16 protein-coding genes are annotated in these 18,602 nt (G+C 66.3%); 13 read left to right on the top strand and 3 right to left on the bottom strand.

What is annotated here, in order from left to right; all coding sequences use genetic code 11:
- From purT to CHRYSEO8AT_RS09580, 3 genes are all read left to right on the top strand, one after another.
- A complete protein-coding gene (purT, locus tag CHRYSEO8AT_RS09590) occupies positions 1-1,197 on the top strand; it encodes a formate-dependent phosphoribosylglycinamide formyltransferase (protein WP_159849498.1) in 1,197 nt (398 codons plus the stop codon).
- Positions 1,198-1,457: 260 nt separating this feature from the next.
- Positions 1,458-3,545 (top strand): carbon starvation CstA family protein, encoded by a 2,088-nt coding sequence (locus CHRYSEO8AT_RS09585; RefSeq protein ID WP_159849496.1) that lies wholly within the window; start codon positions 1,458-1,460, stop codon positions 3,543-3,545.
- Positions 3,538-3,771 (top strand): YbdD/YjiX family protein, encoded by a 234-nt coding sequence (locus CHRYSEO8AT_RS09580; protein WP_236547493.1) that lies wholly within the window; start codon positions 3,538-3,540, stop codon positions 3,769-3,771. The genes CHRYSEO8AT_RS09585 and CHRYSEO8AT_RS09580 overlap by 8 nt, the downstream gene beginning before the upstream one ends.
- A 1-nt stretch (position 3,772) precedes the next feature.
- On the opposite strand, the gene CHRYSEO8AT_RS09575 is transcribed toward CHRYSEO8AT_RS09580, so the two are convergent.
- Positions 3,773-5,044: a S41 family peptidase gene (locus CHRYSEO8AT_RS09575; protein WP_236547492.1), complete on the bottom strand. Its 1,272-nt coding sequence runs from the start codon at positions 5,042-5,044 to the stop codon at positions 3,773-3,775.
- A gap of 50 nt (positions 5,045-5,094) precedes the next feature.
- Entirely contained in the window at positions 5,095-5,805 is a 711-nt protein-coding gene (locus CHRYSEO8AT_RS09570) for an SDR family NAD(P)-dependent oxidoreductase (protein WP_159849492.1), read from the bottom strand.
- Between the two features lie 41 nt (positions 5,806-5,846).
- On the opposite strand from CHRYSEO8AT_RS09570, the gene CHRYSEO8AT_RS09565 reads away from it, so the two are divergent.
- The 5 genes from CHRYSEO8AT_RS09565 to CHRYSEO8AT_RS09545 all read left to right on the top strand — a co-directional run bounded on the left by CHRYSEO8AT_RS09565 (position 5,847) and on the right by CHRYSEO8AT_RS09545 (position 14,324).
- On the top strand, positions 5,847-6,545 hold the full coding sequence (locus CHRYSEO8AT_RS09565) for an HAD family hydrolase (protein WP_159849490.1): 699 nt from the start codon (positions 5,847-5,849) through the stop codon (positions 6,543-6,545).
- Positions 6,546-6,792: 247 nt separating this feature from the next.
- The gene (locus CHRYSEO8AT_RS09560; RefSeq protein WP_159849488.1) at positions 6,793-10,137 is read left to right on the top strand and encodes a TonB-dependent receptor domain-containing protein; all 3,345 of its coding nucleotides are present in this window, start codon (positions 6,793-6,795) and stop codon (positions 10,135-10,137) included.
- A 198-nt stretch (positions 10,138-10,335) separates the two neighbouring features.
- On the top strand, positions 10,336-10,650 hold the full coding sequence (locus tag CHRYSEO8AT_RS09555) for a hypothetical protein (RefSeq protein WP_236547491.1): 315 nt from the start codon (positions 10,336-10,338) through the stop codon (positions 10,648-10,650).
- Positions 10,651-10,675: 25 nt separating this feature from the next.
- On the top strand, positions 10,676-13,975 hold the full coding sequence (carB, locus tag CHRYSEO8AT_RS09550) for a carbamoyl-phosphate synthase large subunit (protein WP_159849486.1): 3,300 nt from the start codon (positions 10,676-10,678) through the stop codon (positions 13,973-13,975).
- Between the two features lie 64 nt (positions 13,976-14,039).
- Positions 14,040-14,324, top strand: coding sequence for a DUF1294 domain-containing protein (locus CHRYSEO8AT_RS09545; protein WP_159849477.1), 285 nt, complete (start codon positions 14,040-14,042; stop codon positions 14,322-14,324).
- Here CHRYSEO8AT_RS09545 and CHRYSEO8AT_RS09540 read toward each other — a convergent pair.
- Positions 14,314-15,597 carry a dicarboxylate/amino acid:cation symporter gene (locus CHRYSEO8AT_RS09540; RefSeq protein ID WP_159849475.1) on the bottom strand — a complete coding sequence of 428 codons (1,284 nt, stop codon included), beginning with the start codon at positions 15,595-15,597 and terminating at the stop codon, positions 14,314-14,316. The two genes, CHRYSEO8AT_RS09545 and CHRYSEO8AT_RS09540, sit on opposite strands and share 11 nt — an antisense overlap.
- 127 nt (positions 15,598-15,724) lie before the next feature.
- Here CHRYSEO8AT_RS09540 and CHRYSEO8AT_RS09535 point away from each other — a divergent pair, with 127 nt between their 5' ends.
- The 5 genes from CHRYSEO8AT_RS09535 to CHRYSEO8AT_RS09515 all read left to right on the top strand — a co-directional run bounded on the left by CHRYSEO8AT_RS09535 (position 15,725) and on the right by CHRYSEO8AT_RS09515 (position 18,517).
- Positions 15,725-15,937, top strand: a complete 213-nt coding sequence (locus CHRYSEO8AT_RS09535; protein WP_159849473.1) for a cysteine protease — start codon at positions 15,725-15,727, stop codon at positions 15,935-15,937.
- 53 nt (positions 15,938-15,990) lie between these two features.
- Complete coding sequence (locus CHRYSEO8AT_RS09530) at positions 15,991-16,656, top strand: glutathione S-transferase family protein (RefSeq protein WP_159849471.1); 666 nt, start codon at positions 15,991-15,993, stop codon at positions 16,654-16,656.
- Between the two features lie 54 nt (positions 16,657-16,710).
- Positions 16,711-16,911 (top strand): hypothetical protein, encoded by a 201-nt coding sequence (locus CHRYSEO8AT_RS09525; protein ID WP_159849469.1) that lies wholly within the window; start codon positions 16,711-16,713, stop codon positions 16,909-16,911.
- 146 nt (positions 16,912-17,057) lie between these two features.
- Positions 17,058-17,531: a transcription elongation factor GreA gene (greA, locus tag CHRYSEO8AT_RS09520; protein ID WP_135194890.1), complete on the top strand. Its 474-nt coding sequence runs from the start codon at positions 17,058-17,060 to the stop codon at positions 17,529-17,531.
- The gene (locus CHRYSEO8AT_RS09515; RefSeq protein WP_201304398.1) at positions 17,522-18,517 is read left to right on the top strand and encodes a mitochondrial fission ELM1 family protein; all 996 of its coding nucleotides are present in this window, start codon (positions 17,522-17,524) and stop codon (positions 18,515-18,517) included. Before greA ends, CHRYSEO8AT_RS09515 begins: the two co-directional genes overlap by 10 nt.
- Positions 18,518-18,602 lie beyond the last annotated feature (85 nt).

Here is an 18,602-nt window from a genome sequence, read left to right as displayed (position 1 = left end):
ATGAAACTCGGCACCCCGCTTTCCGACACCGCCGTCCGCGTCATGCTGCTGGGCGCGGGCGAACTGGGCAAGGAGGTCGCCATCGAGCTTCAGCGGTTGGGCGTCGAGGTCGTCGCCGTGGACCGCTATCCCAACGCCCCTGCCATGCAGGTGGCGCACCGCAGCCACGTCATCCCCATGACCGACCCCCAGGTGCTGAACGGCCTGATCATGGCCGAGGCCCCGCACTTCATCGTGCCCGAGATCGAGGCCATCGCCACCGAGGTCCTGGCCGACATCGAGGCCGCCGGCATGGCCGTGGTCATCCCCACCGCCCGCGCCGTGCAACTGACCATGAACCGCGAGGGCATCCGCCGTCTCGCCGCCGAGGAGCTTGCCCTGCCCACCAGCCCCTACGCCTTCGCCGGTTCGGCCGAGGAACTGGCGGCCGGCGCCGAGACCGTCGGCTATCCCGCCTTCGTCAAACCGGTCATGTCCTCGTCCGGCAAGGGGCAATCCTTCGTCGAAAGCGCCGATGAGATCGCCGACGCCTGGACCTACGCCCAGGAAAGCGGCCGCGTCGCCGGCGCGCGCGTCATCGTCGAGGGCCGGATCGATTTCGACTTCGAGATCACCCTGCTGACCGTCCGCTCGCGCGGCGCCGACGGCGAAACCCGCACGGACTTCTGCGCCCCCATCGGCCACCGCCAGGTCAAGGGCGACTATGTCGAGAGCTGGCAGCCCCAGGCCATGACCCCCGCCGCCCTAGCCGCATCGCAGGACATCGCCGGCAAGGTCACGGACGCGCTCGGCGGTCTCGGCGTCTTCGGCGTCGAACTGTTCGTCAAGGGCGACCAGGTCTGGTTCTCCGAAGTCTCGCCCCGCCCCCACGACACCGGCCTGGTCACCCTGGCCAGCCAGACCATGAGCGAGTTCGCCCTGCACGCCCGCGCCATCCTGGGCCTGCCGATCGACGTGACCCAACGCGAACCCGCCGCCAGCGCCGTCATCTACGGCGGCATGGAGGCGCAAGGGATCGCCTTCGAAGGCGTGGCCGAAGCCCTGTCCGTCCCCACGGCCGACCTACGCCTTTTCGGCAAGCCGGAAGCCTTCGACCGCCGCCGCATGGGCGTCGCCACCGCGCGCGGCGCCGATGTCGAACAAGCCCGCGAACGCGCGCGCGAAGCGGCCGGACTGGTGAAGGTGGTTCGAGGCTGACTCCGACCGTCTCCTCCCCACTTGTGGGGAGGGGGACCGCGCGAAGCGTGGTGGAGGGGCTCTTGAAGTCCCACAAGCGCCAGCGATGTGGTGAAGAACCCCTCCGTCACGGCGCGAACGCGCGCCGCGCCACCTCCCCGCTCCGCAGGCAGGAGACGTCTGACCCTGCATTTCTACGACTTTAGTCGATTGGCCTTGTCCCGCATTGTGGTGCAAACCAAGGGCGAGGGCCGCAGTCAGCCGGCCGGGAGGGATCTGTCGTGGGCAAACTCAGCACACCCATAATTTTCGGCGCCATCGCCATACTGGGGGCCGTGTCCCTCGGCGTCATCGCCCTGCATCAGGGCGAGAGCATCAGCGCGGTCTGGATGGTGGTCGCCGCCGTCTGCACCTACGCCATCGCCTATCGGTTCTACGCCCGCTTCCTGGCCAACAAGGTGCTGAAGCTGGACCCTGCGCGTCTGACGCCGGCCATGCGCCGCAACGACGGGCTGGACTATGTGCCGACGCCCCGAAACGTGCTGTTCGGTCACCACTTCGCCGCCATCGCCGGCGCTGGGCCGCTGGTCGGGCCGGTGCTGGCCGCCCAGATGGGCTATCTGCCCGGCGTGCTGTGGATCCTGGTCGGCGTGGTTCTGGCGGGCGCGGTTCAGGACATGATCGTGCTGTTCATGTCCACGCGTCGCGACGGCAAGTCGCTGGGCGACATGATCCGCACTGAGATGGGCACCATCCCCGGCATCATCGCCCAGGTCGGCGTGCTGATGATCATGGTCATCATCCTGGCCGTTCTGGCTCTGGTCGTGGTCAAGGCCCTGGCGGAAAGCCCGTGGGGCACCTTCACCGTCGCCGCCACCATCCCCATCGCCATCTTCATGGGCCTGTACACCCGCTACCTGCGGCCCGGCCGCGTGGGCGAGATTTCCGTCATCGGCGTCGTCCTGCTGATCCTGGCCATCATCGGCGGCGGCCATGTCGCGGCCGACCCCTTCTGGGGCCCGGCCTTCACCCTGACCGGCCCGACCCTGGCCATCCTGATGATGATCTACGGCTTCATCGCCTCGGTCATTCCGGTCTGGCTGCTGCTGGCGCCGCGCGACTATCTGTCGACCTTCCTGAAGATCGGCGCGATCGTGGCCCTGGCCATCGGCATAATCATCGTGCGTCCGCACCTGCAGATGCCGGCCGTCACCCCCTTCATCGACGGCACCGGCCCGGTCTTCGCCGGCGCCCTGTTCCCCTTCCTGTTCATCACCATCGCCTGTGGCGCCGTGTCGGGCTTCCACGCCCTGATCTCGTCGGGCACCACGCCGAAACTGCTGGAGAACGAGAACCAGATCCCGCTGATCGGCTATGGCGCCATGCTGTGCGAAAGCTTCGTCGCCGTCATGGCCCTGATCGCCGCCACGGTGCTGGACCCAGCTGTCTATTTCGCCATGAACAGCCCGGTCGCCATCATCGGCAACGATGCGGTCTCGGCCGCCGCCGCCGTGGCCCAATGGGGCTTCCACATCACGCCCGGAGAGCTTGAGCAACTGGCCCGCGACGTGGGCGAGAACTCGATCCTGTCGCGCGCAGGCGGCGCCCCGACCCTGGCGGTCGGCATGGCGCACATCCTGTCCAGCGTCATCGGCGGCAAGGCCATGATGGCCTTCTGGTATCACTTCGCCATCCTGTTCGAGGCCCTGTTCATCCTGACCACGGTCGACGCCGGCACCCGCGTCTGCCGCTTCATGATCCAGGACCTGCTGGGCGTCGCCGTGCCCAAGATGCGCGAGACCAAGTCGTGGGGCGCCAACGTCGTCGCCACGGCCCTGACGGTCGGTCTGTGGGGGTATTTCCTCTATACCGGCGTGGTCGATCCGCTGGGCGGCATCAACAGCCTGTGGCCCCTGTTCGGCATCGCCAACCAGATGCTGGCCGCCGTCGCCCTGATCCTGGGCACCGTCGTCCTGTTCAAGATGAAGCGCGAGAGATACGCCTGGGTCACGATCGTCCCGGCGATCTGGCTGCTGATCTGTACCCTGACGGCCGGCTTGCAGAAGCTGTTCCACCCCGAGGTCCGCATCGGCTTCCTGGCCCACGCCCGCAAGTATCAGGAGGCCCTGGGCGCCGGCGAACTGATCGCCCCGGCCAAGAGCGTCGGCGACATGCACCGCATCATCGTCAACGACTACGTCAACTCGGTCCTGACGGCGGGCTTCCTGTTCGTGGTCGTCACCATGGTGATCTACGGCGTGCTGGCGTGCCGCAAGGCCTACCGCAACAACCGGCCGACCGTGCGCGAATATCCCGAAGCGCACGACCTGACGCCGGCCGACGAAGCGGCGGATATCGCCCGTGCCTGATCCCGCGAACGAGGACCTGCTCTGCCTGTGCCGCGACACCGCCCTGCGGTGGGGTCGCGGCGTCAGGCGAACGGCCGGTCTGATGATCGGCCAGCCGGACTATGACGCCTATGTCGCCCATGCGGCGGCGACCCATCCCGACCAGCCGCCGCTGGACAAGACCGCCTTCTTCCGACTGCACGAACAGCGCCGCTTCGGCGGCTCTGGATCGTTCAAATGCTGCTGATCTAGAGGCCGCTGGCGGGGGTTGAGGCCCTCGCCCGGTCCTCGGCCTGAAGCGCGGCGATGGCCGCCTCCAGCGTGGGGTCGTCGCCGGCGCGGCGCTGAGCCACGGTGCGGGGTGCGGCGATGTCGGGCGTGACGCCCCGCTTTTCCAGCCGTGTGCCGCCCGAGGTCACGAAGTCCGCCCGGCTGAGCGTCAGCTTGCCCCCGTCCGGCAGGTTGGTCTCCTGGGCGATCAGGACCGATCCCCCCGTCTTCTCGCCCACCACGATGCCGCGCCGCGCCTCCTGCAGGGCCGCAGGCGTCAGTTCCGCAGCACTCCGGCTGCCCTGGTCCACCAGCACCGCGACGCCGTTCGCCAGCGGATCGGGCCGGTCGCCGCAGTCGCCGGCGGCCCGCAACACCACCGCCCGGCCGCTGCGTCCCGTCCGCGTGGCCCAGGCCTGGTTGCGCGGCAGGAAACAGCTCAGCACCGATTCCGCCTCCCACAGCCGACCGCCAGGATTGCCGCGCAGGTCCAACACCACATCGACGTCGGCGGGAAGGCCTTCCAGTTCGCTGCCCATCCACGGCCCCAGTCCCCTGTCGAACTGCTCGACCCGCAGGACCAGCACGCCGGGCCGCGACGTGTCGGCGGTGAACGGTTGCACCGCATCCATGATGCGCGGCGTCAGCGTCGTCTCGCGCCGCTGACCCGTCTCGTCGGTCAGGACCAGATGCACCGGCCGGCCGTCGAACGTCTCCACATCCGGTCCCCAGGCCTGCCCGTCCACGCTGTTCAGCGCCCACCCCAGTTGCACCCCCGCCTCCTCGGCCGGCGAACCGGGCCGGATGCGTTCAACGGTCCAGTCGTCGGGCGTCTCGCCCCGCATCAGGGTCAGCCCCATCACGGCCCGCCGGGCGAACTGGGCCTCCTGACGGCGCACGGCGGCCGGCGGACTGGCGGCGGCATGGCCGTCATCCAGCAGATCCAGCATTTCGTTGATGACGCGGTACAGCCCCCGCTCGTCGGTCGCCGCCAGGGCCTGGGGCCGGAACTGCGCCCGCGCCGCGTTCCAGTCCACGCCGTGCAGGGTCGGGTCGTAGTAGCCGCGCCGGACCTCGCTCCACACCCGGTCGAACACCCGCTGGTTCAGCCGCACACGGTCTCGCGTCTGGGGCGCCGCTATAGACGGGATGGACAGGGTCGAGCCGGCCGGCTGGGCCGCTGCCGGCCCGCTCAACGGCAGGCCGAGCAACAAGAGGCTGAAAAGCCGGACGGAAACTCTGACGCGCATGGGCGGCATCTGACGCCAGACGCCCCTTTGGCTCAAGTCACGACTGCGCGTTATTCCGCTACCCTCGCCCCATCCCAGGCGAAGACCCCGCCGCTGTCGGCCGGCGTCAGGCCGGACAGAACCGCCAGCAGACGCTCTGCGGAATGGTCGGCGGTAAACAGCCGCCCCTCGGCCACCCCCTTCTGGAACGGCGCGCTCAGCCCCGTGTCCACCGTGCCGGGATGCAGGCCGGCGATCACTGCCATGGGATGGCTGCGCGCCATTTCGATCGCCAGATTGCGCAGGATCATGTTCAGCGCCGTCTTGGACGCGCGATAGGCGTGCCACCCGCCCAGCCGATTGTCAGAAATCGACCCCACGCGCGCCGACAGGGCCGCGAACACCGCCCGCCGATCCCGCGGCATCAACGGCAACAGATGTTTGGCCGCCAGCGCCGGCCCGACCGCATTGACCCGGTAGTCCCGCAGCATATGATCCACATCGAGCTGGCGTAAGGCCCGCTCCGGCTGAAACCCGTCGTGCAGCACGCCGGTCGCCAGCACGATCAGGGTCGGCGCCGCCCCCTGCCCGATCCGCTCGGCCGCCCGGCCAAGGCTGGCCTCGTCCTCCAGATCGGCCGCCAGCCCTTGCGCGCCTGCCACGTCCGCGCCCGACCTCGACACGGCCCAGACTGTCTCGAACGCCCCGCCGCTCACGATCCGTTCGACCATCGCCCGGCCGATGCCGCCCGTCGCCCCGATCACCACCGCCGATCCGTTCATCGCGTCTCCCCTCCTCGTTCGTCCCATGATAGGGGCGCGGCATGAGCATCACCACGGTCGGCCTCGATGCCGACGACACCCTCTGGCACAATGAGACGATCTTCCGCCTGACCCATGCGCGGTTTGTCGATCTGCTGGCCGACCACGGCGACGAACCGACCATCGAGGCGCGTCTCGCCGAGACCGAACAACGCAACCTGCGTCTCTATGGTTACGGCGTGAAAGGCTTCACCCTGTCGATGATCGAGACGGCGATGGAGCTGACGGGCGGCGAGGCCCCGCCCCATGTCGTGCGCGAGATCCTGGCGGCCGGCCGCGAGATGCTGGCCCACCCGGTCGAGACCCTGCCCGGCGTGGACGAGGTCGTCGCCGAACTGTCCGAAAAATACCGCCTCGTCCTGATCACCAAGGGCGACCTGCTGGACCAGGAACGCAAGCTGGCCGCGTCGGGCCTGGGCGAACGGTTCAGCGCCGTCGAGATCGTGTCGGAAAAGGATCGCGCCACCTACGACCGCGTCTTCACCCGCCACGGCACGGGCGCGGCCGAGGCCGTCATGGCCGGCAACTCCATGAAGTCCGACGTCCTGCCCGCCATCGCCGCCGGCGCCTTCGGCGTCCACATCCCCTACGCCGTCACCTGGGCCCACGAACTGGCGGATGCGCCGGAAGATCAAAGCAGATTTATTGCGCTATCGGCGATATGTAACCTGCCTGAGACAATCAAGATGTGGAACAATTAATACCCGCGGCAATCGAACAAATTCACATATACGCAAAGATAGACAAGAGGTTTCATCTACGTTTAAATAACGTTGTTCGTGTTGCAGTATTGAAACGAATACTCGAACAACAAAGATATATATAAATAATGACTACGGCCAAGGTTGACCATCCGGAGATGTGTTGCCTTTGTGACAGCGAGGGGGCGCCTCGAAGACCAAAAAAGCGCTTGTTTGGCTCCCTGATGTGACGCTTCCGGAGCAAAAAATGCGTAGAATTCTTCTGGCCTCGACTGTGCTTGCCGGCGCAATCGCCACGTCTGGCGTGGCCATGGCCCAAACCGCCCCCACCGCCGATACATCCCTGAACACCGTTCCCGCTGCGGAAGATGTTCAAGACCAACAAGCGACGCAGTTGGGCGAGATCGTGGTGACCGGCTCGCGTATTCGTCGCGATCCGACCAATGCGCCGACGCCGTTGATTCAGATCGGTCGCAATGAGCTTCTGAACACTGGTCAGGCGACGGTGATCGATTATCTGGCGACGCTGCCTGCCCTTTCAGCCTCGCAGATTCCGTCGGACACGACGGGCGCCACCCTGGGCGCCGGCGGCCTCTCGCTGGCCAACCTGCGCCAGTTGGGCTCCAACCGCACCCTGACGCTTGTTGACGGTCGTCGTCACGTGGGCTCGTCGGGCGGATCGCTCGCGGTCGACATCGACACCATTCCGCGCCTTCTGATCGAAAACATCGAGATCATCACCGGCGGCGCCGCCTCGGTTTATGGCGCCGACGCTGTCTCCGGCGTTCTGAACTTCGTGCTGCGCAAGGACTTCGAAGGACTGGAAGTCGACGCCAACTACGGCATGATCAATCAGGACGGTCAGACGAATAAGCGTATCTCCGCCCTGATCGGTAAGAACTTCTTCGACGATCGTTTGAATGTTTACGCTCATGGCGAATACGAGCAGGCCGATGAAGTCAAACTGACCGACCTCGACTGGATCGACCGTTCATCCGCTCTGGTCTCCATCGACGCCGACCAAAACGCACAGCGTTACGACGGCAATCTCGACGCCCAGGTCTTCTCGGGCCTTCGCACGCTGAGCCGTCCGCTGTGGGGTCAGACCACGCTCGCCAATGTTCAGCAGCCCACAGATCTGAGCAGCCCCAATGTGGCTTATGAAGATTGCTTCGGCGGCGGAACGGGTTTCACTGGTGCCGCGAACTGCTTCGGCGTGACGCCGGGCAAGACCTTCCTGTATGACGGCGCAAACGCCCGTGCAGCCAACTTCGGCCAACGCATCGGCAATGTCGGCATCAACCGCACCCTGAACATCGGCGGCGACGGCTACAATCCGGTCGCGTATAATGGCGCCATTACGCCGAAGACTGAATCTGCGCGCTTCCAAGTCGGGTCGACCTTCAAGCTGACCGACAACATCGAGCTGTACGGCGAAGCCAAATATGTGAAGGAAGAGACATCCTTCAGCGGCCAGCCGACCTTCTTCAACGTCACGCTTCAAAATTCCTACGCCGCGAACGAGGCGAACATCATTGAGGATGTGAACCTGTTCGACCTGCGCTGGGACGACAACGCCTACCTGCCGCAATCGATCAAGGACGCGATCCGCACCAACTTCGTCACGCCGTACTCGGAGCCCACCCTGACCATCCCGGGCCAGGCTCTGGCCCCGGTGTTGACGCAGGTCGCTCGACACAATCTGTTCGGTCCGCGCCGCGATCAGCAGAACACGCGTGAACTGCAACGTTTTGTTGTGGGCGCTCGGGGCGATCTTGATCGCCTGGCCTTCGTCAAGGATCTGAACTGGGATATCGGCTACACCTACGGCAAGGTCGAGGTCGAAAACATCGAGACCGGCGTCGATAGCCAGCGGTTCGCACTTGCTGCGGACGCCGTGGTCGATACCCTCGGCCTCGTCAACGGGCAGGCAGGCCAAGTCGTCTGCCGGGTTCAGTTGCTGAACGCTCAAGGCGTGCCAACCGGCAATATCGGCGACCCCGTCCGCGGCGGCGACCTGCGGGACAGTGAATACGGCCGTAACTCCATTCAGCAGTGCGCGCCGCTCAACATCTTCGGCGAAGGCAACCAGTCTGCCGAAGCGCTGCAGTACGTCGACGCCGCTGTCGCTGTGACCGAACAGAACGAGCAGCACCAAGTCATCGCTTCGGTGGCTGGCAACCTCTGGGACTTCTGGGGGGCCGGCGCCATCGGCGTCGCCATCGGCGGCGAATATCGCAAGGAAACGACCTCAGGCACCGGCCGCGACGCTGGCGGACGACTGCTGTTCCTGAACACGTCGCCAGACTTCCCGGAAGTCTCGTATGAGAGCAAGGAAGTCTTCGCGGAAGTGTCGCTCCCGCTGATGCGCGACACCATCCTGGGCGAGTATGCGGAGCTCAGCGGCTCGTACCGCTATGCCGATTACTCCACCGTCGGAAGCCAGGACGTCTACGGGGTCAACCTGGTCTATCGTCCGATCCCGGACATCACGTTCAAGACCAGCTTCAACACCTCGATCCGCGTTCCCGACCTGACCGAGAATTTCTCGCCGTTCGGCCAGACGTTCGCCAACGACTTCGCCGACCCCTGCACCACGGCGGCGATTATCGGTGTCAGTGAAACGGCGACGCGGGAAAACCGCATCCGCAACTGTACGGCGCTGGCGCAAACTCAAGGACTGGCGTTCGACTTCGCTGGCGCAACGCCGGAAACCACGGACGACTTCCGTCCCAACTACACCTCGGGCGTCTCGGGCGTTCTGGGCGGCAACCCCAACCTGCAGCCCGAAGAGTCAGAAAGCTTCACCTTCTCGACGGTGCTGAAGCCGCGCTTCATCCCCAACTTCTCGTTGGTTCTCGACTACTACGAAATCACGATCGACAACGTGATCGCCGCCGTCTCGGCTGAAACCGCCGCCGCGAACTGCGTCGATGGCCCGTCGCTGAACGCTGGAGCTTGCGCCACCATCTTCCGCAACAACCCTGCCATTCCGTTCGGTATCGGCGCACCTGTCGGCGATCCGATCGGCGGCTTCATCCAGGGCTCGATAAACTACGCCAAGCTGGAAACGCGCGGTCTGGACTTCACAGCCAACTATCGTTTCGACTTCGACGAAATGATGGGCCGCAACTGGGGTCGCCTGGACTACTCGATCGCCGGCCTGTGGGTTCTGGATCAACAGAACTTCCTGAACGCCGACGATCCGTCCGACTTCGACGAGTTGGCCGGAACCTTGGCCTTGGGTGGTTCGAACCCCCGCGTGCGCTTCAAGTCTTCGATGACCTACACGCCGAACGACACCTGGAGCGTAAACTGGACGGCCGATTGGCAATCGTCGCAAGAGATCACCGCCTCGCGTGATTTCGTCAACAACGCCGATGCTCGCCTGTTCGATCAAACACGGACCGGCAACTTCTCGCGCCACGATCTGACGGTGCGCTGGAACGTTCGCGACGACCTCGCGGTGCGTGCGGGCGTGGTCAATGTGTTCGACGCCGAACAGCGCGATTTCCTGGGTCAGTCGGTCTATTCGAACTTCGACCCCTACGGCCGCCGCTTCTTCGTCGGCCTGAATTTCCGCCCGTTCTAACGGCGGACTTAGTTTGAAATCGAAGGGCGGCGCCGCGAGGCGCCGCCCTTTTTCATGGCGCGATGCTCTCGCCGCCTTGTCAGGCCGCCCCTCCCTCTCTAAACGGGCCGCTTAACCGACAAGCAGACGTGAGCGTCGCAGGGCCAGGCTCTGCGGGGACTTCTCGCGCGCGTAGAGAACGAAAGACGACGCAGCCCCTTGGACGCCTCGGACATCAGTCATGACGAACGCGACGCCATGGTGCGCGCGGCGCTGGCCGAACAGGGCGACAGCGGCGTGACCCCGCGTCACACGCGATTCTACTTCTATGGCGAAGGCGACCACGGCGACCTGAACGAGGTCGCGCGTCGCGCCGGCTTCCTGACCGGGGGCGCCGACGATTCCACCACACTTGAGACCACCATGGCGGTGGACGAGGCGTCGTTCGCCGCGACCTCCGCCATGATGCAGACCTGGGCCGCAGCGTTTCAGCTGGACTACGACGGCTGGGACTGCGCGGTCGTGACCCATTAGCGTTCAATAAGAAGAAGAGCTGGCGATGCCCAAGCGCACAGACATCAAGTCCATCCTCATCATCGGCGCCGGCCCGATCGTCATCGGCCAGGCGTGCGAGTTCGACTATTCCGGCGTTCAGGCCTGCAAGGCGCTGAAGGCCGAGGGGTACCGGGTCATCCTGGTCAACTCGAACCCCGCCACCATCATGACGGACCCGGAGGTGGCCGACGCCACCTATATCGAGCCGATCACGCCCGAGATGGTCGAGAAGATCATCGCCAAGGAACGCCCCGACGCCCTGCTGCCCACCATGGGCGGCCAGACGGCGCTGAACACGGCCCTGGCGCTGGACGCCTCCGGCGCCCTGACCAAATACGGCGTCGAGATGATCGGGGCGAAGGCCGACGTCATCGACAAGGCCGAGGATCGCCAGAAATTCCGCGACGCCATGGACAAGCTGGGTCTGGAAAGCCCCCGTTCCAAGGCCGCCCATTCAATGGAAGAAGCGCTGGAGGGGCTTGAGTTCGTCGGCCTGCCCGCCGTCGTCCGCCCGTCCTTCACCCTGGCCGGCACCGGCGGCGGCATCGCCTTCAACCGCGAGGAGTTCGAGGAGATCGTGCTGCGCGGTCTCGACCTGTCGCCGACCACCGAGGTCCTGATCGAGGAATCGGTGCTGGGCTGGAAGGAATACGAGATGGAGGTCGTCCGCGACACGGCGGACAACTGCATCATCATCTGCTCCATCGAGAACATCGACCCGATGGGCGTCCACACGGGCGACAGCATCACCGTCGCCCCCGCCCTCACGCTGACCGACAAGGAATATCAGCGCATGCGGACCGGCTCGATCAACGTCCTGCGCGAAATCGGCGTCGAGACCGGCGGATCGAACGTCCAGTGGGCCATCAACCCGGCCGACGGCCGCATGGTGGTGATCGAGATGAACCCGCGCGTGTCGCGTTCGTCCGCGCTTGCGTCCAAGGCCACCGGCTTCCCCATCGCCAAGGTCGCAGCGCGCCTCGCCGTCGGCTACACCCTGGACGAACTGACCAACGACATCACTCAGGTCACGCCGGCCTCGTTCGAGCCGAGCATCGACTATGTCGTGACCAAGATCCCGCGCTTCGCCTTCGAGAAATACCCGGGCTCCGAGCCCCTGCTCGGCACCTCGATGAAGTCGGTCGGCGAGGTCATGGCCATCGGCCGCACCTTCCAGGAATCGATGCAGAAGGCCCTGCGCGGGCTTGAGACCGGCCTGTCAGGCTTCGACGAGATCGAGATCGACGGCGTGGCCGGAGCCGAGGACGACGCGACTGCACGCGGCGCTGTGGTGCGCGCCCTGGGCATCCCGACGCCCGACCGGATCCGCGTCATCGCCCAGGCCTTCCGCCACGGCCTGACGGTGGAAGAGGTCAACGCCGCCTGTTCCTACGAGCCCTGGTTCCTGCGCCAGATCGCCGACATCGTGCGCGAGGAAGGCCATGTGCGGGTCAAGGGCCTGCCGGTGGACCCGACCGAGTTCCGCCGCCTGAAGTCCAAGGGCTTCTCCGACGCCCGCCTGGCGCAGCTGACCGGCGCGACAGAGAAGGCCGTGCGTCTGGCCCGTCGCGGCCTGAACGTCCGCCCGGTGTTCAAGCGGATCGACACCTGCGCCGCCGAGTTCGCCAGCGCCACCGCCTATATGTATTCGACCTATGAGACCGGCGCCCTGGGCCAGATCCCCGAGTGCGAGTCCGAGCCGACGAACAAGAAGAAGGCCATCATCCTTGGCGGCGGTCCGAACCGGATCGGCCAGGGCATCGAGTTCGACTACTGCTGCTGCCACGCGGCCTTCGCCTTCGACGACATCGGCGTCGAGTCGATCATGGTCAACTGCAACCCAGAGACCGTCTCGACCGACTACGACACCTCCGACCGCCTGTATTTCGAACCCCTGACGGCCGAGGACGTGCTGGAGCTGATCGAGGTCGAGCGTTCGAACGGCGACCTGATCGGCTGCGTCGTCCAGTTCGGCGGCCAGACTCCGCTGAAGCTGGCCCACGCCCTTCAGGAAGACGGCATCCCGGTGCTGGGCACATCCGTCGACTCCATCGACCTGGCCGAGGACCGCGAGCGCTTCCAGCAGATGCTGGAAGGCATCGGCCTGCGCCAGCCGCCCAACGGCCTGGCCCGCAGCGCCGAAGAAGCCGCGCAAAAGGCCGAAGAGGTCGGCTATCCCGTCGTCCTGCGCCCCTCCTATGTCCTGGGTGGACGCGGCATGATGATCGTCCACGACCGCGAGCAGCTGGACCGCTACGTCCATGAGGCCATGCGCGTCTCGGGCTCGGACCCCGTCCTGATCGACCACTATCTGAACCGCGCCACCGAGGTGGACGTGGACGCCCTGTGCGACGACGAGACGGTCTTCGTCGCCGGCGTGCTGGAACATATCGAGGAAGCCGGCGTCCACTCGGGCGACAGCGCCTGCTCCATGCCGCCCTGGTCCCTGTCGGCCGAGACGGTGGCCGAGCTGAAGCGCCAGACCACCGAAATGGCCAAGGCCCTGAAGGTGCGCGGCCTGATGAACGTGCAGTTCGCCATCGAGGAACCGCACAGCGACAACCCGCGCATCTTCGTGCTGGAAGTGAACCCGCGCGCGTCCCGCACCGCGCCCTTCGTGGCCAAGACCATCGGCCAGCCGATCGCCTCCATCGCCGCCAAGGTCATGGCCGGCGTGCCGCTGAAATCCTTCGGCCTGGCGGACAAGCCCTACGACCATATCGCGGTCAAGGAAGCGGTCTTCCCGTTCGCCCGCTTCGCCGGGGTCGACACCATCCTGGGCCCGGAAATGCGTTCGACCGGCGAGGTCATGGGCCTGGACTGGAAGCGTGACGGGGAGGCCGACATGGCCCCCGCCTTCGCCCGCGCCTTCGCCAAGGCCCAGATCGGCGGCGGCACCACCCTGCCGACCTCGGGCTGCGCCTTCATCTCGGTCAAGGACGAGGACAAGCCCTTCATCGTCGATGCGGCCAAGACCTTGCTGGCCGAAGGCTTCAGCCTGATCGCCACCGGCGGCACCCACACCTATCTGGTCGAACAGGGGCTGGAGGTCGGACTGGTCAAGAAGGTGCTGGAAGGCCGCCCGCACATCGTGGACGCCATGAAGAACGGCGAGGTTCATCTGGTCTTCAACACCACCTCGGGCAAGCAGTCGCTGCAGGACAGCTTCTCCCTGCGCCGCACCGCCCTGATGATGAAGATCCCCTACTACACCACCACCGCCGGCGCCCTCGCCGCCGCCCAGGCCATCGGCGCCATCAAGGCCGGCGACCTGGATGTCCGCCCGATCCAGGACTACGCCTGACGTTGACGAAATCTCCGGCTTTCGGCCGCACGCTGCGAATGCGTAGCGGCCGGAAACCAGGGACATGCCGATCTCCAACCTCGACCCCGCCCTGATCGCCATCCTGTGCGCCGAAATCCTGGGCTTCGTCGCCTTCGCCAGGGACAAGCAAAAGGCCAAGGCCGGTCTGTGGCGCACCCCGGAGGCGACCCTGCTGATGTTCGGTCTGATCGGCGGCCTGGGCGCCTGGATGGCTCAGCATCTGCTCCGCCACAAAACGCGCAAGGAGCCGTTCAGGACGCAGTTCGGCCTGGTCGTCGTCCTGCACCTGATCCTGCTGGCGGCGGGCGCCGCCTGGATCATTCTGTAGCGGGATCGTCCTTACCCGCCACGATCCGAGTCGCGGCCAGGTCGGCGGTGACGTTGCCGACGGTGCGGAAGATGTCGGGGATGACCTCGACCGCCAGCAGCAGAGGCAGCACCCCCAGCGGCAGACCCATGGCCAGGCAAATGGGGCCGATGGCGGCGAAGAAGCTGACCTGGCCCGGCAGGCCGACCGAGGCGATGGACACGGCGATGGCCGTCAGTCCGCCCGCGATAAGGACGCCGAGGCTCAGCTCGACCCCGTGCAGTTGCGCCACATAGAGGCAGACCGCCAGGTTCGCGACCGGACTGGTGATGCGGAACACCGCCACCGCCAGCGGCAGGACCAGACCGGCCGAGGTCTGGGGCACGCCCAGCCAGTCGCGCGCCCGCTCGATCATCACCGGCAGGCTGGCCAGCGACGACTGGGTCGAGACGGCGACGACCTGGGCTGGCGCCACGGCGCGGGCGAACCGGGCCAGCGAAATCCGCCCCCAGACCACCGCCACCACATAGGTGATCAGGATCAGGCCGATCTGGCTCAGGCAGACGATGGCGACATAGTGGGCCAGCGTCCCCGCCACCCCCAGCCCGGCCCGCAAGCCCACGCCCAGCGCCAGGGCGAACACGCCGAACGGCGCGGCCAGCAGCACCCAATGGACGATCACCACCATGGTCTCGGCCACCGCCTCGAAGAAGCCGGCCAGCGGTCGGCGCAACTCCGTCTTGATCCGGGTCGCAGCGAAACCGAAGGCGACCGCGAAGACCACGACCGCCAGGACCCCGTCATCGGCCGCCGCCTTGACCACATTGGCGGGCGCCAGGCTGGCCAGGAAGGCGCGCAGGCCGTCGGTCCGCGCCGCCTCGCCCACAGTCGCCAGCGAATCGGTCGTCACCCCCGCCAGCAGCCCCCGGCCCGCCTCCGGGTCGATGGGCCAGACCGCCAACAGGCCGAGTCCCGCCAGGATCGCATAGACGGTGGCCCCGACCAGCAGCACGCCGAACACCACCAGCGACCGCACGGCGATCCGGCCCGTCGCGGCCGCATCGGCGATGGAGACGATGCCCGTGACCAGCAGGCTGAACACCAGGGGGATGACGGTCATCCGCAGCGCGTTCAGCCAAACCTGACCCAGGCTTTCGACCACCCCCAGCGACCCGGTCAGCCAGGGGGCGTCGGCCCCCTGCGCCAAGGCGCCCACGACCACGCCCGCGACCAGGGCGGCGATGACGAAGAAGCTCAACGAGGTGAAGAAGGCGGCAAGGCGAGATTGGCTCATACGTCAGAGCTAGCACCGCTTTTAGTAGGGCGCGCGCCAAACCTTCTGTCGGCCCCCTTCAGTTCATGTCGCCGCAGGTCGAACCCCGACGCCGAACGGCGCGTTAAGTCGCCAAAGGAGATCCACCATGTCCCGTCTGCACAAACTCGTTCCCATCCTCGGCGGCCTGCTGCTGTCCAAGGGCGGGCGTCGCGTCGCCGGTCGCCATGCCGGCAAGCTGGCCTTGGCCACCCTGGCCTATGAGGTCTGGCGAAACCATCGCGAAGGCGGCAAGCCTCAGGTCACGCCCAAGCCTGCGCCCGAGCCGCGCGCACGCTGGAGCGGTCGCGCGCGACGCTGACCTAACGTAAGACGAAAACCGCGCTATGGTCGGCGCCGAAACGGAGCCGCCCGATGATCAAAGTCCATCACCTGAACGACAGTCGCTCGCAACGCGTCTTGTGGCTGCTCGAAGAGCTTGGCCTGGACTACGAGGTTATTCGCTATGAGCGGAATGCCGGCAACCGTCTGGCCCCGCCCGAACTGCTGGCCATTCACCCCCTGGGCAAGTCGCCGGTGATCGAAGACGGGGGGGTCACGGTCGCCGAGACGGGGGCGGTGGTCGAATATCTGCTGGACACCTATGGCCAGGGCCGGCTGCGGCCTGCGGCGGGGACCGAGGACGGTCGCCGCTTCACCTATTGGCTGCATTACGCGGAGGGCTCGGCCATGCCGCCCCTGTTGCTGAAACTGGTGTTCGGCATGTTGCCCCGACGCGCCCCTGCCCTGATGAGGCCCTTGGTCAAGAGCATCGCCGCCAAGGCCCTGACCAGTTTCGTCGATCCGCAGCTCAAGACCCACGTCGGCTTCTGGGAAGATGAACTGGGCCGATCCGAATGGTTCGCAGGCGATCAGTTCACCGCCGCCGACATCATGATGAGCTTCCCCGTCGAAGCCGGCGCAGACCGTGCGTTCGACGCCGCGACCAAGCCGCGCCTGAAAGCCTTCCTGGCCCGCATCCACGCCCGTCCCGCCTATCAGCGCGCCCTCGAACGCGGCGGCCCCTATAGCTACGCGTGATCGGATCGTGATCGGGGCGACGCAACCCGGCGTCGCCCAGGACGTTGATAGGCTATGCGCCTTCAAACCATTCAGATCGTGGCCGGACTTGCAGCGGCCGTCGCCTTCATCCTGGCCTTCATGGCTGCAGGAGCCGCCCTCGTCTCGGGCCTGTTCATGCTGGCTGGCCTCGCCGCCGTTGGATGGCTGGCCTACAGCCTGATCAAGGGCGTCCTGCGCCGCGATCCCAAGTCCGAACCGCCCGCCCGAGCCTGATGTTTTCGTCGGCTCGGGGTCCCGCTCTTGAAAACCTGAGCGGGAAACCCTAGTATTGATGCCCGGCCGCGCCCGCCCCGCGGCCTTTTGTATGCTTACTTCGCGTCTTTCCAGTCTCCGGGCGAACCAGAAAAATCACGACACCAATGGAAAAAGTGCCGATGACGGGCGAGGGCTACCGTGTCCTCGACGATCAACTGAAGCAATTGAAGTCGGTCGAAAGGCCAAGCGTCATCGCGGCCATCTCTGAGGCCCGCGAACATGGCGACCTGTCCGAAAACGCTGAATACCATGCCGCCAAGGAGCGGCAGGGCTGGATCGAAGGCCAGATCGCCGACATCGAGGACAAGATCAGCCGCGCCCAGGTCATCGATGTGTCGAAACTGTCGGGCAGCCAGGTCAAGTTCGGCGCCACGGTCACCGTGGTGGACGAGGACACCGAGGAAGAGGCCCGTTATCAGATCGTCGGCGAGCACGAAGCCGACGTGAAGAAGGGCAAGGTCTCCATCGCCTCGCCCATCGCCCGCGCCATGATCTCCAAGGAGGTCGGCGACGTCGTCGAGGTCAACACCCCCGGCGGCGTGAAGGCCTACGAAATCCTCAAGGTCGAGTGGAAGTAACAGCGGTGGCGGGGGCGGCGTCAGCGCGCCCCCTCTCCCTCTGGGTCGTTTCCGACGGCCGTGCCGGCATCGAGAACCAGGCGCTGGGCCTCGCCGAGGCCGTTCAGCGCCTGACACCGGCCGAGATCGCGATCAAACACATCCGCTGGCGGCCGCTGTTCGACCGCCTGCCCTCGGCGTTGAAAACTCCGGCCATGCTTGCGTCCGCGCCGTTGACCGCCCCATGGCCCGACCTGTGGATCGCCACCGGCCGCGCGACCCTGCCCCTCTCGACCCGCATCAAGGCCTGGAGCGGCGGCAAGACCTTCGTCGTCCAGACCCAGGATCCGCGCTGGGCCAACGACCGTTACGACCTGATCGTCGCCCCCGCCCATGACGAACTGTCGGGCGAAAATATCTTCGAGATCACAGGCTCGCCCCACCGCATCACGCCGCAACGGGTCGCCGAGGCCGCGCCCGCCTTCGCCGACCGGATCGCTCCCCTGCCCCATCCGCGCGTCGCCGTGCTGATCGGCGGCAAGTCCAGGGCCTTCGACCTGACCGAAGCCCATGCGGCGGATTTGGCCGACCAGATCGCGGACGCCGTGCGCGCGTCGGGCGGCTCGCTGATGCTGACCTTCTCGCGACGCACGCCGGACGCAGCCAAGGCGGCTATGACCGCCCGCCTGTCGGACCTGCCCGGCTGGATCTGGGACGGGACCGGCGAAAACCCCTTGTTCGGTTTCCTGCATTTCGCCGACCACGTGCTGGTCACCGAGGACAGCGCCAACATGGCCGCCGAGGCCGCCTCGACCGGCAAACCGGTCCACGTCCTGCCGATGATCCCGCTGAAGTCCGGCGACAAGTTCGCCCGCCTGCACGACGACCTTCAGTTACGCGGCGCGACCCGCCCGTTCGACGGCACGCTGGACAGTTGGACCTACGATCCCCTGGCCGAAACCGACCGCGCGGCGCGCGCGGTGCTGGAAGCGATGCGAGCGCGGTGACCCACGTCCAATCCTGACGCAGGGATGACCTAGCGTTCATCCATCCCTTGGAGGCGCTTTAAGAATGGCTCGCAAAAATCTGCAC

It is taken from the genome of Brevundimonas sp. G8 (genome assembly GCF_902506205.1).
GTDB lineage: Bacteria > Pseudomonadota > Alphaproteobacteria > Caulobacterales > Caulobacteraceae > Brevundimonas.
This window is presented reverse-complemented; position numbering and strand designations above follow the sequence as displayed.